Source organism: Vibrio sp. (assembly GCF_048266485.1).
Lineage (GTDB): Bacteria > Pseudomonadota > Gammaproteobacteria > Enterobacterales > Vibrionaceae > Vibrio.
The window spans coordinates 24,525-42,691 of record NZ_JBLWZK010000010.1 but is presented as its reverse complement, the minus strand read 5'-3'; the positions used below and the strand labels follow the sequence as shown (position 1 = coordinate 42,691).

The 18,167-nt window shown below is 40.2% G+C and carries 15 protein-coding genes; 5 read left to right on the top strand and 10 right to left on the bottom strand.

Features of this window, described 5'->3' with window-relative positions:
* Positions 1 to 158: 158 nt before the first annotated feature.
* From ACN0T8_RS11960 to aroG, 4 genes are all read left to right on the top strand, one after another.
* Entirely contained in the window at positions 159 to 1,175 is a 1,017-nt protein-coding gene (locus ACN0T8_RS11960) for a lipoate--protein ligase (protein WP_417880851.1), read from the top strand.
* 344 nt (positions 1,176 to 1,519) lie between these two features.
* Positions 1,520 to 1,729 (top strand): cold-shock protein, encoded by a 210-nt coding sequence (locus tag ACN0T8_RS11955; RefSeq protein ID WP_017025742.1) that lies wholly within the window; start codon positions 1,520 to 1,522, stop codon positions 1,727 to 1,729.
* Positions 1,730 to 2,692: 963 nt separating this feature from the next.
* Positions 2,693 to 4,777: a DUF4962 domain-containing protein gene (locus ACN0T8_RS11950; RefSeq protein WP_417880850.1), complete on the top strand. Its 2,085-nt coding sequence runs from the start codon at positions 2,693 to 2,695 to the stop codon at positions 4,775 to 4,777.
* Positions 4,778 to 5,047: 270 nt separating this feature from the next.
* Positions 5,048 to 6,103 (top strand): 3-deoxy-7-phosphoheptulonate synthase AroG, encoded by a 1,056-nt coding sequence (aroG, locus tag ACN0T8_RS11945; protein ID WP_417880849.1) that lies wholly within the window; start codon positions 5,048 to 5,050, stop codon positions 6,101 to 6,103.
* A 138-nt stretch (positions 6,104 to 6,241) separates the two neighbouring features.
* On the opposite strand, the gene rlmF is transcribed toward aroG, so the two are convergent.
* From rlmF to rbsD, 7 genes are all read right to left on the bottom strand, one after another.
* A complete protein-coding gene (gene rlmF, locus ACN0T8_RS11940) occupies positions 6,242 to 7,372 on the bottom strand; it encodes a 23S rRNA (adenine(1618)-N(6))-methyltransferase RlmF (protein ID WP_417880848.1) in 1,131 nt (376 codons plus the stop codon).
* 114 nt (positions 7,373 to 7,486) lie between these two features.
* On the bottom strand, positions 7,487 to 8,497 hold the full coding sequence (locus ACN0T8_RS11935) for a substrate-binding domain-containing protein (protein ID WP_417880847.1): 1,011 nt from the start codon (positions 8,495 to 8,497) through the stop codon (positions 7,487 to 7,489).
* Positions 8,498 to 8,543: 46 nt separating this feature from the next.
* Positions 8,544 to 9,476 (bottom strand): ribokinase, encoded by a 933-nt coding sequence (rbsK, locus tag ACN0T8_RS11930; RefSeq protein WP_417880846.1) that lies wholly within the window; start codon positions 9,474 to 9,476, stop codon positions 8,544 to 8,546.
* Between the two features lie 115 nt (positions 9,477 to 9,591).
* The gene (gene rbsB / locus ACN0T8_RS11925; protein ID WP_417880845.1) at positions 9,592 to 10,476 is read right to left on the bottom strand and encodes a ribose ABC transporter substrate-binding protein RbsB; all 885 of its coding nucleotides are present in this window, start codon (positions 10,474 to 10,476) and stop codon (positions 9,592 to 9,594) included.
* Between the two features lie 73 nt (positions 10,477 to 10,549).
* Positions 10,550 to 11,539 carry a ribose ABC transporter permease gene (rbsC, locus tag ACN0T8_RS11920; protein ID WP_027695841.1) on the bottom strand — a complete coding sequence of 330 codons (990 nt, stop codon included), beginning with the start codon at positions 11,537 to 11,539 and terminating at the stop codon, positions 10,550 to 10,552.
* Positions 11,536 to 13,041, bottom strand: a complete 1,506-nt coding sequence (gene rbsA / locus ACN0T8_RS11915) for a ribose ABC transporter ATP-binding protein RbsA (RefSeq protein WP_417880844.1) — start codon at positions 13,039 to 13,041, stop codon at positions 11,536 to 11,538. The genes rbsC and rbsA overlap by 4 nt, the downstream gene beginning before the upstream one ends.
* Positions 13,042 to 13,054: 13 nt before the next feature.
* Positions 13,055 to 13,474, bottom strand: a complete 420-nt coding sequence (rbsD, locus tag ACN0T8_RS11910; RefSeq protein WP_417880843.1) for a D-ribose pyranase — start codon at positions 13,472 to 13,474, stop codon at positions 13,055 to 13,057.
* A gap of 248 nt (positions 13,475 to 13,722) precedes the next feature.
* Between rbsD and ACN0T8_RS11905 the strand changes: the two genes are divergently transcribed.
* A complete protein-coding gene (locus ACN0T8_RS11905) occupies positions 13,723 to 14,226 on the top strand; it encodes an NUDIX domain-containing protein (RefSeq protein ID WP_417880842.1) in 504 nt (167 codons plus the stop codon).
* Between the two features lie 133 nt (positions 14,227 to 14,359).
* Here the strand turns inward: ACN0T8_RS11905 and ACN0T8_RS11900 are convergent, their stop codons facing one another.
* The 3 genes from ACN0T8_RS11900 to fabV form a co-directional block, all read right to left on the bottom strand.
* Positions 14,360 to 14,866 (bottom strand): M48 family metallopeptidase, encoded by a 507-nt coding sequence (locus ACN0T8_RS11900; protein ID WP_417880840.1) that lies wholly within the window; start codon positions 14,864 to 14,866, stop codon positions 14,360 to 14,362.
* 82 nt (positions 14,867 to 14,948) lie between these two features.
* Entirely contained in the window at positions 14,949 to 16,598 is a 1,650-nt protein-coding gene (locus tag ACN0T8_RS11895; protein WP_417880839.1) for a P-loop domain-containing protein, read from the bottom strand.
* A 340-nt stretch (positions 16,599 to 16,938) separates the two neighbouring features.
* The gene (gene fabV / locus ACN0T8_RS11890; protein ID WP_417880838.1) at positions 16,939 to 18,138 is read right to left on the bottom strand and encodes an enoyl-ACP reductase FabV; all 1,200 of its coding nucleotides are present in this window, start codon (positions 18,136 to 18,138) and stop codon (positions 16,939 to 16,941) included.
* Between the last annotated feature and the right edge of the window lie 29 nt (positions 18,139 to 18,167).

Here is an 18,167-nt window from a genome sequence, read left to right as displayed (position 1 = left end):
TCAACAAACTACTTTTTATTGATGGAGCTTACCACCAAGCGTGAAATGAGTTAATGGAAAGCTGCTGGAAAAGCAAAATTTTACATCTTGGTTAAGGACAGATGCTTTTCATTCAGGTTAATATCTGGTTATCAATGCATTAACTACTGAGAGTTTTTATGTCATCACTTCGTTTGCTGTTTTCTACTTCAACCAATCCTCTATTTAACTTAGCGGTAGAAGATACCATTTTCCGTTCGATGAGTGCAGACCAAAAGGTGTTGTTTCTGTGGCGTAACGACAATACGGTGGTGATTGGTCGAGCGCAGAATCCTTGGAAAGAGTGTAATACTCAGCGTATGGAAAGAGATAGTATTACTCTCGCTCGTCGACAAAGCGGTGGTGGAGCGGTATTCCATGATCTTGGCAACAGCAACTTTACTTTCATGGCAGGCAAGCCGGGATACGATAAAACCGTGTCTACGCAAATTGTATTAGATGCATTGAAAGCATTAGGTATAGAAGGCAAAGCCACAGGGCGTAATGATCTTGTAGTGGAAACAGAAGAAGGAGAGCGTAAGTTCTCTGGCTCAGCTTATCGAGAAACAATGGACCGTGGCTTTCACCATGGCACGATTCTATTAAATGCGGACATGAGTCGTTTAGCGGACTATCTCAACCCAGATCCGAAAAAGCTACAAGCGAAAGGCATTACCTCGGTACGATCTCGCGTAATTAATCTCAATCAGTTAGATGATACTTTAACCCACGACAGTTTATGTGAAGCGATCAAACAGGCGTTCTTTGACTATTATGGCGAAACAGTCGAGCCAGAGTTTATCTCCGAAGAGGCGATGCCGGATTTACCAAACTTTGAAGCGACCTTTACTAAGCAACAAGATTGGCATTGGAACTTTGGTAACACGCCTGAGTTTAGCCACCACATTGACGAACGTTTCAAATGGGGTGGTGTGGAGCTACATTTTAACGTCAAGAAAGCGCACATCGAAGAAGTACAAGTGTTTACCGATAGCCTAGATCCTGCACCGCTTGAAGCATTGCAAGAGGCTTTGACCGGGCAGCTTTATAATGCTGAAGGGATAATGACCGCTTTAAATGAGGTTGCAATTCGATACCCACAGAATGCTGAAGAGTTAGCTCAAGTAAAGGAATGGTTGTTAGTTCAATTAGCTTAAGCAAAACAAGGCAAAGGGTAGGCTGAATTTTTGAGATAATTTTTACTAACTCAGCCTGCTAAATATGTGACGAAAAACCCAAACAAGATTTATTTTCAATAATATGTACGAAAAAGGTGTACATCTCTCTCAAACCCTGTACTATTTACCTCGCTCTGTTGATAAGAGTGATTAATGAAACAATTTAGTAAAAGTAGAATCCTCAAATACAGCTTCGTTTTTGTCTTTGTTCTTAGATTTTCCCTTCGCTTAATAAACCATTAAATCGTTCAACGCAGCACCCGTCGCATTTGGCGACATCATTTATGAACTGCATTTATTGCACACAAGATAAGGGACATAATATGTCTAAAACAACTGGTATCGTTAAATGGTTTAACGAAGAGAAAGGTTTCGGCTTCATTACTCAAGACAACGGTGGCGCTGACGTATTCGTACACTTCCGTGCGATCGCTTCTGAAGGTTTCAAAACTCTTGCAGAAGGCCAAAAAGTGTCTTTTGAAGTAGAGCAAGGCCAAAAAGGTCTTCAGGCTGCGAACGTTGTTCCTGCTTAATAATTGATTTTTTAGTGTAGAGTTTATCTCTAACACTGGAAGATATAATAAACGCTGGCTTTATTAGTCAGCGTTTGTTTTTATAAGAAGTAACACAAAAATAAAAAACCAGACTAAGCACACTGCTTAACAAGCTGGTAAAGGCAAGCCCAAATAACCCATTTATAAACTTCATTGTTTGAAGTGTGAAAAATTAATACTCGACCCTCTGCTTTAGCATCAAGTCCCGTTGTAATTCTGTTCACCGTACTTTCGATAAAAGAAAGTGTCTTCGAAGAGTCGTTATATCGATATTCCCTAAAAGCGAAACTCGAACTCAGCGTCAAAATAAATAGGTTAATACCGGCTTATATGCTCATTTTTGAGTATTCGATTAGCATCACAGTTTTTGTCTAAATAATTGAGTAATTTCAGTGATGTATATCCCCAAGAAATCTAAAGATGAGAATGTTACATCTGAAGGTGACTTGGGATAAATAAGAAGGAAAATAACTATGATTCGTTCAAACGGTAGAAAACGTTTTTGGTTTCAAAACCAACGTGATCAATCTCAGTCTCAAATGAAAGATAAATAAGTTCTCTCAAAGAATTAACAATGATAACGCTGACTCAATAGTCAGCGTTTTGTGTTTTTACTTATCAATAATAAGATTAATTTTATTAATACCAATCGTACTAATTATTTGTTCATCCTTGTTTGTTAAAAAGCTCGATAACTTCGTTGAAAATTTTGGTTGTAGAATAACTACTTATTGAAAATTTTTACCTTGGTCTCAAGCTTTTTTCCTACGCAATTTCTGATCATTTAATGAGTGTGACTGGTATGATTTTGTGACAGAGCTAAGCACTTTTAACAAAAGCTTGTTTAGATTATTTTACTCACCTTCTCTTTTTGTAATACAATAAGATTAATTTAGTAGTTCAGATAAACTTAATCTTAAAATTTATATAAAGAGAGTGACTATGACAGACCAAAAATCTCTTGATGCGATCAGGAAAATCAAACTAGAAAACGACACATCAGCGGGTAACTTAGTTGATTTACTTCCTATTGAAGTCCAAAAGCGTGACTTTGATTTATCATTTTTAGATAACTTGAGTGCTGAGCGTCCACGTCTTTTAGTACAATCAAAAAATCTTGCTGAATTTAAAGCGAAAGTAAAAGCTGACGACTCATACTGCATGTTCAATGATTTTTATAATAATTCTACAGTTAAGTTCTTAGATGTAGAACCTTATGAAGAGCCACAAGCTTACCCTGAAGAAACGGTAGGTAAAGCATCACTATGGCGTCCTTATTGGCGTCAAATGTATGTCGATTGCCAAATGGCGATGAATGCAACTCGTAACCTTGCTATTGCAGGTATTGTGAAAGATGACGGAGATCTGATTGCCAAAGCAAAAGCTTGGACACTTAAGTTATCGACGTACGATCCAGATGGCGTAACCTCTCGTGGTTACAATGATGAAGCCGCTTTCCGTGTTATCGCGGCAATGGCTTGGGGTTATGACTGGCTACATGCATACTTTACCGATGAAGAACGTCAACAAGTTCAAGAAGCACTCGTTGTTCGTCTTGATGAGATCATGCACCACCTTAAAGTAACCGTTGATCTACTTAACAATCCATTGAACAGCCACGGTGTTCGTTCGATTTCTTCTGCGATTATTCCAACGTGTATTGCTTTATATCACGATCATCCTAAAGCGGGCGAGTACATTGCTTATGCTCTTGAGTACTATGCGGTTCACTATCCGCCATGGGGCGGTGAAGATGGCGGTTGGGCGGAAGGTCCTGACTACTGGAATACCCAAACAGCATTCCTAGGTGAAGCATTCGATCTATTGAAAGCTTACTGTGGCGTAGATATGTTTAATAAGACTTTCTACGAAAATACAGGTGATTTCCCACTGTATTGCATGCCAGTACACTCTAAACGTGCAAGCTTTTGTGACCAATCTTCTATTGGTGATTTCCCTGGTTTAAAATTGGCCTATAACATCAAGCATTATGCGGGTGTAAACCAAAAACCTGAGTATGTTTGGTACTACAACCAGCTTAAAGGTCGCGATACTGAAGCGCATACAAAATTCTACAACTTCGGTTGGTGGGATTTTGGTTATGATGATCTTCGTTTCAATATTCTTTGGGATGCACCAGAAGAAAAAGCACCGTCTAATGAGCCATTATTGAAAGTCTTTCCAATTACCGGTTGGGCAGCGTTCCATAACAAGATGACTGAGCGTGATAACCATATTCATATGGTATTCAAATGTTCTCCGTTTGGTTCAATCAGCCACTCACATGGCGACCAAAATGCCTTTACTCTGCATGCGTTCGGGGAAACTTTAGCATCAATTACAGGTTATTATGGTGGTTTTGGCGTTGATATGCACACCAAATGGCGTCGTCAGACATTCTCTAAAAACCTTCCACTGTTTGGTGGTAAAGGTCAATATGGCGAAAACAAAAATACTGGTTATGAAGCGCACCAAGATCGTTACTGTATTGAAGCGGGCGGTAACATTACCGATTACGATACAGAGTCTGATGTTAAGTTCGTGGAAGGTGATGCCACCGCATCTTATAAGTATTTTGTTCCTGAAATTGAATCTTATAAGCGCAAGATCTGGTTTGTGAAAGGTAAAGTATTTGTGATGCAAGACAAAGCAACGCTTTCTGAAGAGAAAGACATGACTTGGTTAATGCACACTACATTCACAAACGAAGTGGCAGATAAGAACTTCACTATCCGTGGCGAAATCGCGCATCTTGATGTGAATTTTATCAATGAAAGCGCTGATAACATTCTTTCTGTGAAAAATGTAGAAGGCTTCGGTGACGTTGACCCAACTGAATATGAAGATTTAGAAATTCACCGTCATGTTGAGGTAGAGTTTAAATCAGCAAAAGAGCACAATATTTTGACTCTTCTTGTTCCAAATAAGAATGAAGGTAAGCAAGTAGAAGTCTCGTATAAACTCAATGGTAATGCTTTAGAACTTACCGTTGATGGCGAAACGGTTGTCATTACGCTGCAAAAATAATCACCAAAGATCAACAGGCCCTATTAACTGAAAACCACCGATATCAAAATCAGATACGGTGGTTTTTTATTTGGCTAGAACAATTTGAACCTCAGTGGCTTCAAAAATGTATAAAATATGTCTTATATGGAAATTAATGATTGAAGTTCTGTTTTTGTAGGGATAAGTTAATTAGAAGGAACAGAAATTAACATATTTTAAGCATTAGAGAATTCGAACTGTTTATCGAATCAAAGCTTGAGATACACACAAAACAAGGACAATGTCGTTATGCAAAAAGTAGATGATGTAAGAATTAAACAAGTTAAAGAACTTTTACCGCCAATCGCTGTTTTAGAAAAGTTTCCTGCCACTGAAACTTCTAGTGATACGACATTTGAATCTCGCCAAAGTATTCACAATATTCTTGAAGATAAAGATGATCGCTTGTTAGTTGTTATTGGCCCATGTTCTATTCATGATACCGATGCGGCTCTTGAATATGCTAAACGACTAAAAGTATTACGTGATGAGTTAAAAGGTGACCTTGAGGTGGTAATGCGGGTCTACTTTGAAAAGCCACGCACAACTGTAGGTTGGAAAGGACTTATAAACGACCCATACTTAAATGATAGCTATCAAATCAATGATGGTGTTCGTATGGGACGTAAGCTGCTTCTTGATTTAACTGATAGCGGCGTGCCAACGGCGAGTGAGTTTTTAGACATGATCACACCTCAATATGTTGGTGATTTAATCAGTTGGGGCGCAATTGGTGCCCGTACAACCGAATCACAAGTTCACCGTGAGCTTGCATCTGGGTTATCTTGTCCTGTTGGTTTTAAAAATGGCACCGATGGCAACATTAAAATTGCAACAGACGCTTGTAGTTCTGCTGGTGCATCTCACCATTTCTTATCGGTCACTAAATACGGGCACTCTGCGATTGTCGAAACTGCAGGTAACCCAGATTGCCACATAATTTTACGTGGTGGTAAAGAACCAAACTATAGTGCTGAACATGTTGCTGCTGTGAAATCAGAATTAGCAGGAAAGGGACTACGCCAAAAAGTGATGATTGATTTCAGTCATGCAAACAGTTCTAAGCAATTTCAACGTCAAATGGTTGTTGCTGAAGATGTTGCCGCTCAAATCGCGAGTGGTGAAGATGCTATCTTTGGTGTAATGATCGAAAGCCACTTAAACGAAGGTCGCCAGGATTTGGTTGATGGCAAAGTTGAAAACTATGGTCAGAGTATTACCGATGCGTGTATTGGTTGGGATGATACAGAAACAGTATTGCGCCAACTTGCAAAAGCGGTAGCGGATCGTCGTAAAGCGAAATAATCCGAATAAGAAATACGATTAAATAGAATGCTCAGTGAATTTGCTGAGCATTTTTATGTGTGAAGTTATTGATTATATACCCAAATTAATTGGAGTTGCAGTTAACAAAGTTTCAACTTCAAGTACAAAGGAGATAGCTTAATTAAAAAATGACTTCTGCTCTAAATTCGTCAAAAAGCTCCATGCGACAAAACGGCTGATTTTTTGGCCTTGTGCCATTTCAACGACGCGAATATTGGTTGCGCCTAATTTCTTTAACTGTTGCTGTAGTAACGGCACATTTTCTTTCTTGGAGACTAGGCTAGTAAACCAACATACCTGCTTGGCAAAATCTTTACTTTCGATGGCCATTTGTTTCAAGAAAGCAATCTCACCACCTTCGTAACACAACTCACTTTCAGTTCCTGCAAAGTTTAAAACCGGTTGGTTATTTTTTGATAGCGGCACCGTTTTGCCTTTATTGAGGTTATTTATTTTACGTAAATTGCCTTCACGTGCTTTTTCTAATGACTCATGAAAGGGAGGATTACACATTGTCAAAATGAAATCGTCGTTCGGTTTGATGATGCCGTAAAAAATGCTGCTTGGTTTAGATTGTTGACGAACTTTCACTTTATTCGTCAGTCTCTTATTCGCCTGAATTAATAACTGTGCAGTTTTGACTGAAATCGGATCAATATCGCTAGCAACAAAATTCCAGTCATATAAGCTTGAGCCTAAAATAGGGTAGATGCAGTTTGCACCTGTGCCGATATCAAGGACCGTATGTTTATGATTGGCTGAACCAGCATTTGGATCTCGCTCATCATTTTCGACGATAAGCACATCAGTTTTCTCTTTTGTTGCGCTTAATAGGTCGGCGAGATAATGAATGTAATCCGCTCTTCCCGGAATTGGCGGGCATAGATAACCCGGTGGGATTTGCCAAAATTCTAGACCATAATATGCTTTTAACAGTCCTTCGTTGAGTGCTAACACCGCTTTAGGATCGCTAAAGCTAATCGAACGTTCACCGCGAGGATTTAGGATCACGAATTCTGTTAGTGCAGGATTTGCACTTTCTAATTTATCAAAATCATAACGACCATGATGCAGATTACGTGGATGCAATCCGATAGGTTTTTTTTGTATCAATGACTTTGAACGGTATGATGCGGTCTTATTATTGGCTTGGGGTTTATTAGATTTTGGCTTTTGAGTACTGGACTTATTACTTCTATTAGTTGTTTGCGAATGACGATTATTTTTATTGTAAGGTCCAGTGGCCATGAGGGCTCCAAGAAATAGGTAGAATGAAAAACGGCGTGAATAATAACTCACTTCGGTATCATACCCAAGTAACTTCCCAGCTAATATGTTCGGATACTGCTTGATGTATATCTGCTATTTTATTGGGTATTTGGTTACGGAATGACGTTCTATTAATGTTGGCTCTAATTGAATCACTTGTTGAGGGGCATTTGGAGTTTCAAGGCGTGAGAGTAAGGTATCGACCGCGGCTTTGCCTAGTTGATATTTTGGCTGATGGATGGTGGTTAAAGAGGGAGTGATGTACTTAGTTAATTGGATATCATCATAACCAATAATGGAAAGATCTTGAGGGATCTTTACACCATCGTGGTTTGCAGCATTAATTAAACCTAGTGCCATCATGTCATTACAGATGAATAATGCGCTCGGTAAAGATCCATTGAGTTTCAGAGTTTGATAAGCATCATAGCCACCGTCACATTCAAAGTTGCCTGGCACAATCCAATTTTTATTTAAAGTTAGATTATGATCTTGTAAAGCTTGTTTAAAACCATCAAAACGTAATGATGCTTGACTACGATGTAGTGGACCAGTGATACAGCCTATGTCGGTATGACCATGATCGATTAAATACTGAGTTGCCAAGTACCCACCTTTGAAAGAGTTATCTTGAATTTTATCACTTGCATATTTCATTGGGCCCCAATCCATAACGACGACAGGCAGTTCCGGATAGCGTTCAAAAATTTCAATTTCTTCTCCCTCAAGGGTAGAGCACATTAACATTAAACCATCGACACGCTTTTGTAACAGAGTGTCGATAGAGGCTTTCATGCGTTCGCTGTCACCTTCAGTGTTACAAAGTATCAGGTTATAACCTTTTTCATAACAACGTCTTTCAACGCCCTTAAGTACTTCCCCAAAGAAAGGGTTGGTTGAGGTAGTCACTAACATCCCAACGGTTTTAGTACACTTCATCTTTAAACTACGAGCTAATGCTGATGGCGCGTAGTTAAGATCTTTTGCTGCTTGTTTTACGCGTTTTTCAATATCTTCGCTAACAAATCGTGTCTTATTCAAAACATGGCTAACAGTGGACGTCGACACTTGAGCAAGTCGAGCTATGTCTTTCATTGTTGCCATGTGATGATTCCCTATTGATTGAAAGTAAATAAATTTAAATGCTAAATTAACATGCTTGCAGTGCTAAAAAATCATTCGTTTCTTGCCGTGTCGGGATGGAGGTTTGTGCTCCAAATCGAGTCACTGCAAGGGCTGCGGCAGCATGTGCAAATTGAATCGCAGGTATTGTTGCCATTCCTTCAAGTAGCGCAGTGACAAAAGCACCATTAAAGGTATCGCCGGCGGCGGTAGTATCCAGCGCTTTTACTTTAAAGCCTTGAATAATTTTACCTTTTCGGTTTTCACTTAACCATACACCTTTAGCACCTAGAGTAATAATTACGGTTGAGATACCTTTCTCATGAAGATTATTTGCTGCTTCTTGTGCTGAATTATCATCAGTGATAGTAATACCGGTTAAGACTTCTGCTTCAGTTTCATTTGGGGTAATAATATCAATGCTATTTAGGATAGAGTCCGGCAATGCTTTCGCTGGAGCTGGATTTAAAACGACTTTGATACCAGAATTAGAACTTGATTTAGCCAATTTGATAGCCGACTCAATACCATTTAAAGGGGTTTCAAGTTGCAGAAGTAAATAATCACAGTGCTGGATAGGATCTTTGAAAATAGACACTCGATCTTGGTCTAAAGCATTATTGGCTTCAGGTGAAAGGCAAATACTATTTTCGCCTTCATCTGAGACTTGGATTAACGCTACGCCGGTAGGTGTCGATGGAATGGTAGATATATAGTCAGTATTGATTCCATCTTGCGCAAAACTTTGAATGATATTTTGCCCAAAGGAATCACTTCCTACACAAGCTATAAACCCAATATCTGCACCTAAACGTGCGGCGGCTACCGCTTGATTCGCTCCTTTTCCACCAGAAATAACTTGGTAATTACGTCCCATTAGAGTTTCACCTGGGCGAGGGAAAGAGGGAACTTGAAGTACATGATCGGCATTAACACTACCTAAAACGATCAGCTTGTTCATATATCATCCTTATGGCGATAACGTTTAAATACGAATTGATATGACCTAGATACGTCATAGCAATGAGCATTAAAAATGAGGAAAGTGAGGGCGGTTCAGCCCTCACATTAAGTGATTATTTAGTAATCACTTTAAGTGGAACCGGAATATTTTTTTCTACCGACTCACCTTTTAGAACTTTGTCTGCAGTGGCAACACCCAACTCACCAATTAGAGAGGGTTGTTGTGCAATTGTTGCACCTAACATGCCTCGTTTAACTGCAGCAATACCATCATCGGTACCATCAAAGCCAACAATTAAAATATCTTTTCCTGACGCTTGTACCGCACGTAGAGCGCCAAGTGCCATTTCATCATTTTGCGCGAATACCGCTTGGGTATCACCATTAGCCGCAAGTAGGTTTTCCATTACATTCAAACCTTTGCTTCGGTCAAAATCAGCCGGCTGGCTTGCAAGAAGGTCTAGTTGTGAATTTTGGACGGCATTCATGAAACCTTTGCCACGTTCACGAGCAGCGGAAGTACCAGCTATGCCTTCAAGTTGAATAACTTTGGCTTTTTCACCGACTTTTTCAATAATGAATTTACCTGCCATTTCACCACCAGCAACGTTATCAGAAGCAATATGACTGACAACGTCACCACGGCTTGCGCCACGATCGAGTGTTAATACTGGAATATTTGCACGGTTCGCAATTCGAATCGCGTTAGATACAGCATCAGAATCGGTTGGGTTAATGAGTATTGCTTTTACACCTCTAACTGAAAGGTCTTCGACATTAGATAGTTCTTTACTTGGATCATTTTGAGAATCTAAAACAATTAGATCGTAACCGAGTTCTTTTGCTTTGGCTTCGGCTCCATCTTTCATACTCACGAAGAATGGATTGTTTAGTGTTGATACCACAATAGCCATTGTATCTTGAGCGTGCGCGGCAACCGACATCGTACTGGTTAACATGGCAGCGGAAAGCAAAGTAGTTAGTTTTTTAAGTTTCATGTTGTTATTCCTTTATAGTAGGGGAGCTTATTGTTAGCTCTTAGTGTCGGTAATGACGTTTATTATCAATCAATTATTTATTTTTATTATCAACTAGTACGGCCAATAAAATAACCACTGCTTTAGCAATCATTTGGTAATAAGAAGAGACATCAAGCAGGTTTAACGCGTTATTTAAGAAACCGATAATCAATGCGCCAATTAAAGTGCCCATAATGCGGCCACGACCACCCATTAAGCTGGTACCACCTACGACAACGGCAGCAATCGCATCGAGTTCATATCCCATGCCAGCGGTTGGCTGAGCAGAAGATAAGCGTGATGTGACGATCAAACCCGCAAGAGCAGAAAGTAAGCCACAAATCGCGTAGACACCAATTTTTACTCGGTCGACATTAATACCAGATAAGCGAGTTGCCGATTCGTTGCCACCTAATGCGTAAACGTAGCGACCAAAACGAGTGTGGTTTAAGACATACCAAGCTGCAGCAAAAACAAATACCATGATCCAGACAGGAACAGGAATACCTAGTGTGTAACCAGTACCAAACCAAGCAAAGTTGTCTGCGACATCCGTAAAGCCAGTTGAAATTGGGCGACCATCGGTATAAACCATGGTGACACCGCGCAAAAGCGTCATCGTGACTAAGGTTGCAATAAAGGCTTGAACTTTACCCTTAGCGATAATGACACCACTGATACCACCTAAAATAGCACCTGCTAATAGGGCAGTTGGAACCGCAATTAATACGGGGACTTCCATTGCAATTAAACTGGCGGCAAAAGCACCACATAAAGCCAGAACAGAACCGACACTTAAATCGATACCAGCCGTTAAAATAACCAAAGTCATACCCACTGCAATAATGGCGCTAACGGAGGTTTGGCGCAGAATATTGAGTATGTTGTCGACGGTGAAAAAGTTAGGGTTTAAAAAGGAAACCACCACGATTAAAAAGATTAAGGCAATGAGCGATTTTTGCTCAATCAACCATTCTTTGCTCAATAACGGTTTTTTTGGTTGTTCTGGTGTATTCGGTTTATTGATAGTGTTGCTGCTCATGCGACGTCCTTACTGATGTTTTTACCGACTGCACAAGCCAGTAGTAATTCTTGGTTAGCTTGTTTGGCGTCAAATTCGCCACTGATTTTGCCTTCATGCATAACTAAAATCCGGTCACTCATGCCAAGCACTTCCGGCATTTCTGAAGAAACAAGAATGATGCTCATCCCTTCAGCTTTAAATTTATTAATTAATTGGTAGATCTCTTTTTTGGCACCAACATCGACGCCCCGAGTAGGCTCATCCAAAATTAACACATTAGGTCGAGTCATTAATCCTTTGGCAATCGCTACTTTTTGTTGGTTACCACCGGATAGGTTTCCGATGATTTGTTCTCGGCTTGGGGTTTTTATATTGAAAAGATCAATAAAGTCATCCACTGCCATGACTTCACTTTTATGCTGAATTTGAACTCCAGAGCTAAAGTGTTGTAGGGCGGATAGTGTCATGTTGTCTTTGACAGAAAGCCCTAGTACTAAGCCATCACCTTTACGATCCTCTGAAATATAAGCGATACCACAAGCAAGTCCTTCTTGAGGTGAGGTAGGGTGAATTTTGTTGCCCTCTAATAAAATGTCTCCAGAGTGATAAGGTAGGGCACCGTAGAGCATTTTCATGAGCTCAGTACGACCTGCGCCCATTAAGCCAGAAACGCCTAATATTTCACCTCGTTTGAGATCGAAGCTAATGTTATCAATACCTTTGCCTGTTAATCCTTTGACGGAGAGACGAGTTTCATCAGATTGCACAGCAATACGTGGGTACTGCTCTTCAAGTTTTCGGCCAACCATCATTTCAATCAGTGAATCCTCATCGGTATCTTTTACTTCGCATTCCCCGATAAATTTTCCGTCTCGTAATACGGTAATATCATCACAAATTTCAAAAATCTCTTTTAAACGGTGTGAAATATAGACGATGCCACAGCCTTGAGCGCGTAGCTCATTAATCACTTTAAATAGAAATTCCGTTTCTTTGTCTGTCAATGCATCGGTTGGCTCATCCATGATGATAACTTTTGATTCAAACGATAGGGCTTTGGCGATTTCAACCATTTGCTGTTCACCTAAGCTTAGATCGCCCAATAAGGTTTTTGGGCTACGTTTTACGTTTAATCGTGCAAGAAGCTCTGCCGCTTTTTCATACATTTGGCTCCATAAAATACGACCAAACGCATTGGTCATCTCACGGCCAAGGAAAATATTTTCAGCAATGCTGATCTCAGGTATTAGATTCAACTCTTGGTGAATAATGCTAATTCCGGCTTGTTGTGAATCTCTTGGTCCTTTGAAGGAGACGGGGTGATCTTGATAATGAATACTGCCGTTATCTAAAGAATAGATACCTGTTAACACTTTCATCAGCGTCGATTTACCGGCTCCATTTTCTCCCATTAAAGCCATTACGCGTCCTGGATAAACGTTAAGGCTAGCTTTGTCGAGCGCCTTTACACCAGGGAACGCCTTTTCTATTTGCTTGAGTTCTAAAATAGCTTTTGTCATATTCATAACTCGCTTAAAAAGTGACACCAGATAAAAAGATTACATTTGCATAAGGCGTACACTCACCCGTACGAACGATTGCTTTACTTTGTTGAGTCCTCGATTTAAAAGCTTCATGGCTGATGTAAGTAATGCTGATTTCTTTACCTGTTATTTGTTGCTCTTCTTCAATTCGTGCAAGTAGGGCGTTGTGGTGTTCAGGACTGAATTGTTTAAATTCTTCTGCCAAAATGACCCCTTCAATTTGTGATTCTTTTAAAAATACATCAACAGTTTGAGCAAAAGTTGGGATACCAAGTGTCAGTGCTAAATCAATACGACGAGTTGTGTTTGGGATAGGTAACCCAGCATCGCAGATGGTAATTTCATCGGTATGCCCTAATGTGGCAGTCAGATGTGAAAGTTCAGAATTGATAAGGGCACTTTTTTTCATATTGATACACCTAGTTTGGTTTATATTCGACATCAGCGAAACGTTTCGATAAAGAATAGTGATTGTTTTAAATAATGCATTCTATAGGTCAATATTTTGTGAAATAGATCATCGAAACGTTTCGATGGCTTTGTGCGGAATTGATCACTGTCACAGTTAGCTTGAGTGAAGACTATAAAAATATACCAGCTAATGAGTATTCGATATCTTAATAGTCGCTTATGAAGTTTATGACTAGAGGCACCAAGATGAAGAAGAGCACTCACGCACCAAAACACCGTATTCGTGCTGCAGGTATCATTATTAAAGATGAGCATGTTCTATTGATTAAAGTAAAAGATTTCACTGGTGAATATTGGATCCCGCCAGGTGGTGGTTTAGAAGCCTGTGACATGCACACCAAAGATTGTGTTAAACGGGAATGTTTGGAAGAAGTAGGGCTTGAAGTACAGGTTGGCGAGTTGTTGTGTGTTCGAGAGTTTTTAGAAACCACGGCAAATCGCTATAACGCGGAATTCTTTTATCATATAGAACAATTTGAAGGGCAACCACATACTGATAACCTAGCCGGTTTAAATGATGAAGCATTTATTCAATCGGTGGATTGGGTATCTGTTAAAGATTTAGCGACTATTCGTACATTTCCAACCGATTTAATTTCGGTGCTTGAACTGGTATCAGAAAAAGTTGTGAGTATTCATCTTGGAAGTTATATTCAAGGAAAACATGAAACTCAAAACCAATTGAAATGATCACAGCGACCAACTCATGCTTTTAGCAGCATTGAACTACAAAAGAAATGTAATGCCCATTTCACTGATCTATTAGATGGTAAGCTTGATCTGAGTAAGGTAATAAAAGAAAACCATTATGTATTAAACTCTTTTATTGGCTAACCAATTCTTTATAAGTCAAAAACAATCTCGCGTCGAATTCTAGCTGGTGGTAATCCGGCTCCATGTGACAGCAAAGGGCATAAAAGGCTTTGTTGTGCTCTTTCTCTTTAATGTGTGCCAATTCATGAACCACTAACATTCTCAGCAATGGCTCTGGTGCGTCTTTGAAAATAGAGGCAATCCGAATTTCATTTTTCGCTTTTAATTTCCCCCCATGATTACGAGACACAAAGGTGTGTAAACCTAGAGCATGGTTGACAACATGGATTTTAGGATCGTAAATCACTTTGGAAAGGGGCGATGACTTTTTCAAATAACGATTTTTTATCGCCATAGTGTAGTCGTATAACGCCTTCTCGGTTTTCAGGTTGTGCATTTGTGGATATTTGCTTTCAACCCATTTGGCGAGTTTGCCTTGCTCAATCAGTGTTTTTACCTGAGATAACACCGTATCAGGGTAGCCTTGCAAATACTTGAGATTGGTTACAGACGTCATATTGAATTACTTTGAATGTGATGGGGTATGGTGAGTGATATAAGGCTACCTAGAAAGATATCTAGATAGCCTTATATCTTAATTAAGCTTTAAATTGCGCTTTACGTAAACGGTTTAAAACGGCCATTACATCTAAAGTTCTTGGTTTGGCTAAGTCACCATTTTTCGGCATGGATTTATACCAATCTTGATTAAGTGTGTTATCAAAGATCTTCGATGGATCTTGGCTCCAACCCGGCTGTTGAGACAACTGGAACCATAACCAACCAATCGCATTAAGTTCGCTGGTCGATTCAATTTGCTCAAGTGCAGAAACATCAATATGCTCTTTACCAAAACGCAAAGTATGGGTGCCTTTACCTTGAATGCGAAATTTTCCTTCCGCTAAGATTTTAGTCAAACAAGTATTATTAAAGGCGCGAGCAGGGTGCTGAATAAGTTCACTTTCTGATTCGAGTTGTCGCTGGCTCGGATGCTGTTTAACCACTTCTTTCGCCTTAACCGTTACATCCAATGCTTGGTAGTCATGCATTTGAATCACGGTATCGGCAACATCAAAGTAATCGCCTGAGCCGCCCATCACGATAATTGAAGAAACGCCTTGCTCATCACGTAATTGACCAATTCGATCCACTAATGGAGTGATCGGCTCATCACCTTTACTGACTAATGCTTGCATACGCTCATCACGTATCATGAAGTTAGTCGCCGAGGTATCCTCATCAATTAACAGCGTAGTGGCTCCTGCTTCAAGAGATTCTTGTAACCAGGCAGCTTGAGAAGTAGAGCCTGAAGCATCTTGAGTGGAAAAATCAGTCGTGTCTTTACCCATAGGCAAATGGTTGATGTAGTTTGATAAATTCAAATGGTGAACACTACGGCCATCTTCTGCGCGAATTTTCATTGCTTGTGGGTCAGTGACAATGTATTCGCGACCATCTGTTGGAATATGATCGTAGATAGAACGTTCAATCGCTGTCAGTAGGGTAGATTTACCGTGGAAACCGCCACCGACAATGAGTGTGATGCCTTTTGGAATCCCTAAACCGCGAATGTTGCCTTTATGAGGAGTATTTAGTTCAATGGCTAAAGATTCAGGCGCCGAAAAGGTCACTGCTTCTTTCATTGGTAGATCGCAATCTCCAGATACGCGAGGAAGCACGCTACCATCTGCAACAAATGCGACAAGGTTGTTTTCAGCTAGTTGCTTGCGTAGGGCAACTTGATCTTCGACTACTTCACAATGGCGCTTCAACGCATCCATATCAATTTCACGGGCAATCGTCGCACGACGGATAAATTTAGGCAGGTGGAAGGTTAAAATGTTAATCGCTTTCTTACCGAGGATTTGACGACCATCGGCAGGTAGATTGACACGGAAACGTAGCTCAATACCTTCTTGGTCAAACACTACGGCAGTGTGATCAAGCACGCTTTGGCCATTAAAGGCAATGTCTACTGAGGCTTCAGGCTGTGCAAGCTGTGAAAAGTAGCGAGCAATATAGTCACGTGCGGCGCGTTGGTAGTCTTCAGATTGTTCTAATAACCATTGTAAATCCGTTAGAGACCAAGCTCGGCGAGCACGTAAGCGAGAGGCGGTAGCATGTGGATCACCTTGAACGGTATCGATAAAAAGATCGAAATCAGTGAAATCATACTGACCTTTGATTTGTTGGTAAGCACGGTAGTTTTGCTTTTCGATATTTTTTAGTTTGAAGATCAAAGTATCCATAAGGTTCCGGTATCGCTTTTGATAAGAATAAAACTAGTGCGGATTATATACTAATTGAGAGATATGGAGTGAGCTATATATAAAAAAGCCTCCTTTGCACCATGACGAAGTATGTAGTGCGGCAAAGGAGGCGTTGAGCAATAACTCCCCTTACAGAGTATACCCATCGTACTTTAAGCCGCAGCTTTGTTGACAGCATTCATTCGCCCCAATCATTTAGGCAAGCTAAACTCATGGGGTCTCATTCACTTGTCGCCTCATTGCAACTTCAATTACTTCGGGTATATATCAGCTCAGAAATAACTTTAAACTTAAATTACTTGGGTCTATTGCATACCAATTAAGGCTGTAATGCGGTTAATGCTTCTAGGTCGATATCTTGTTGGTAATCAACACCTTTAATATCAAAACCATTGAGTTGCATAAACTCTTGTTTATAGCCTTGATAATCACCAATTTCTTTAAAGTTAGTGGCGTTCATTCGACTCATTAACTCAGCCACACGTTGTTGTATGCTTGGTTTCATTTCCCAATCATCCATACGGATCAAACGCTCCGCATCAACAGGTATTTTCTCTTGGTTATAAAGCTTATCGGTAAACAGACGTTGCATTTGTTCAATACCAGTTTCGTGGCTACCGTCTTCTTTCATTGCCTTATATAGTGCGATGATATAAGGCGTGAAAGTTGGAATAAACACGCTTGCTTTAGTGACGAGTGCTTTACATACCGTGGCATGAGCAGAACCGTTGAAGTTCGCGAGTTTAAGGTTTAACGAGTGACTTGCTTGATGTAAATCTACCTTAGCCCAACCTAGTGTACCGTCACGGTAAATAGGGTAGTTAGCCTCTGAACCAATGTATGAAAAGGCAATAGTTTTACAGCCATCAGCAATCGATTCTGTATTGATAAGTGTATCAACCCACGATTCCCAGTCAGAGCCGCCCATTACTTTAATGGTCGATTCGATTTCTTGCTCAGTAGCCGGTTCAATGGTGGTTTCCGTCCATTCATCATTTTCAAGTAACACTGTTGCACCAGTGACGCTGTCACCAATTGGTTTAATGCTTGATACCCAATTTTCACCGGTTACTGGATTTGGACGAATGCCAGTCGCTAAACTGTAAATAATTAGGTCTACTTCGCCTTCAAAGTAAGTCTCTATTGCTTCAATCACTTGTTCACGAGTTTCTTTTGCAAATGCATCACCAACAATATTGACGGCAATACGACCTGCTTTTTCGGCTTCTTGCTTAAAAAACACATTGTTATACCAACCGGCTGTGCCAACACCTTTTTCAGAAGGGCCACGCTCAAATGAAACGCCGATGGTGTCAGCATCACTACCGCCAAAAGCGAGAGCAATACGAGCCGCTAAACCAAAACCGGATGATGCGCCTAAGATGAGAACACGTTTAGGGCCTGCGTTAATTTGTGTTGCAGTTTTAGCGAATTTAATTTGTTGCTGGATGGATGCTTCACACCCGTAAGGATGGGCACTGCGGGCAACTACGCCCTTAATGATAGGTTCAATGACCATACGTTATCCTATGAATCTTATTAGTGACG

Coding starts and splice junctions, on each gene's coding strand:
- ACN0T8_RS11955 (WP_017025742.1), top strand. CDS start 1,520: ATGTCTAAAACAACTGGTATCGTTAAATGGTTTAACGAAGAGAAAGGT.
- rbsK (WP_417880846.1), bottom strand. CDS start 9,476: ATGAACAAGCTGATCGTTTTAGGTAGTGTTAATGCCGATCATGTACTT.
- rbsD (WP_417880843.1), bottom strand. CDS start 13,474: ATGAAAAAAAGTGCCCTTATCAATTCTGAACTTTCACATCTGACTGCC.
- fabV (WP_417880838.1), bottom strand. CDS start 18,138: ATGGTCATTGAACCTATCATTAAGGGCGTAGTTGCCCGCAGTGCCCAT.
- rlmF (WP_417880848.1), bottom strand. CDS start 7,372: ATGGCCACTGGACCTTACAATAAAAATAATCGTCATTCGCAAACAACT.
- ACN0T8_RS11950 (WP_417880850.1), top strand. CDS start 2,693: ATGACAGACCAAAAATCTCTTGATGCGATCAGGAAAATCAAACTAGAA.
- aroG (WP_417880849.1), top strand. CDS start 5,048: ATGCAAAAAGTAGATGATGTAAGAATTAAACAAGTTAAAGAACTTTTA.
- ACN0T8_RS11895 (WP_417880839.1), bottom strand. CDS start 16,598: ATGGATACTTTGATCTTCAAACTAAAAAATATCGAAAAGCAAAACTAC.
- rbsB (WP_417880845.1), bottom strand. CDS start 10,476: ATGAAACTTAAAAAACTAACTACTTTGCTTTCCGCTGCCATGTTAACC.
- rbsC (WP_027695841.1), bottom strand. CDS start 11,539: ATGAGCAGCAACACTATCAATAAACCGAATACACCAGAACAACCAAAA.
- ACN0T8_RS11960 (WP_417880851.1), top strand. CDS start 159: ATGTCATCACTTCGTTTGCTGTTTTCTACTTCAACCAATCCTCTATTT.
- rbsA (WP_417880844.1), bottom strand. CDS start 13,041: ATGACAAAAGCTATTTTAGAACTCAAGCAAATAGAAAAGGCGTTCCCT.
- ACN0T8_RS11935 (WP_417880847.1), bottom strand. CDS start 8,497: ATGGCAACAATGAAAGACATAGCTCGACTTGCTCAAGTGTCGACGTCC.
- ACN0T8_RS11900 (WP_417880840.1), bottom strand. CDS start 14,866: ATGACGTCTGTAACCAATCTCAAGTATTTGCAAGGCTACCCTGATACG.
- ACN0T8_RS11905 (WP_417880842.1), top strand. CDS start 13,723: ATGAAGAAGAGCACTCACGCACCAAAACACCGTATTCGTGCTGCAGGT.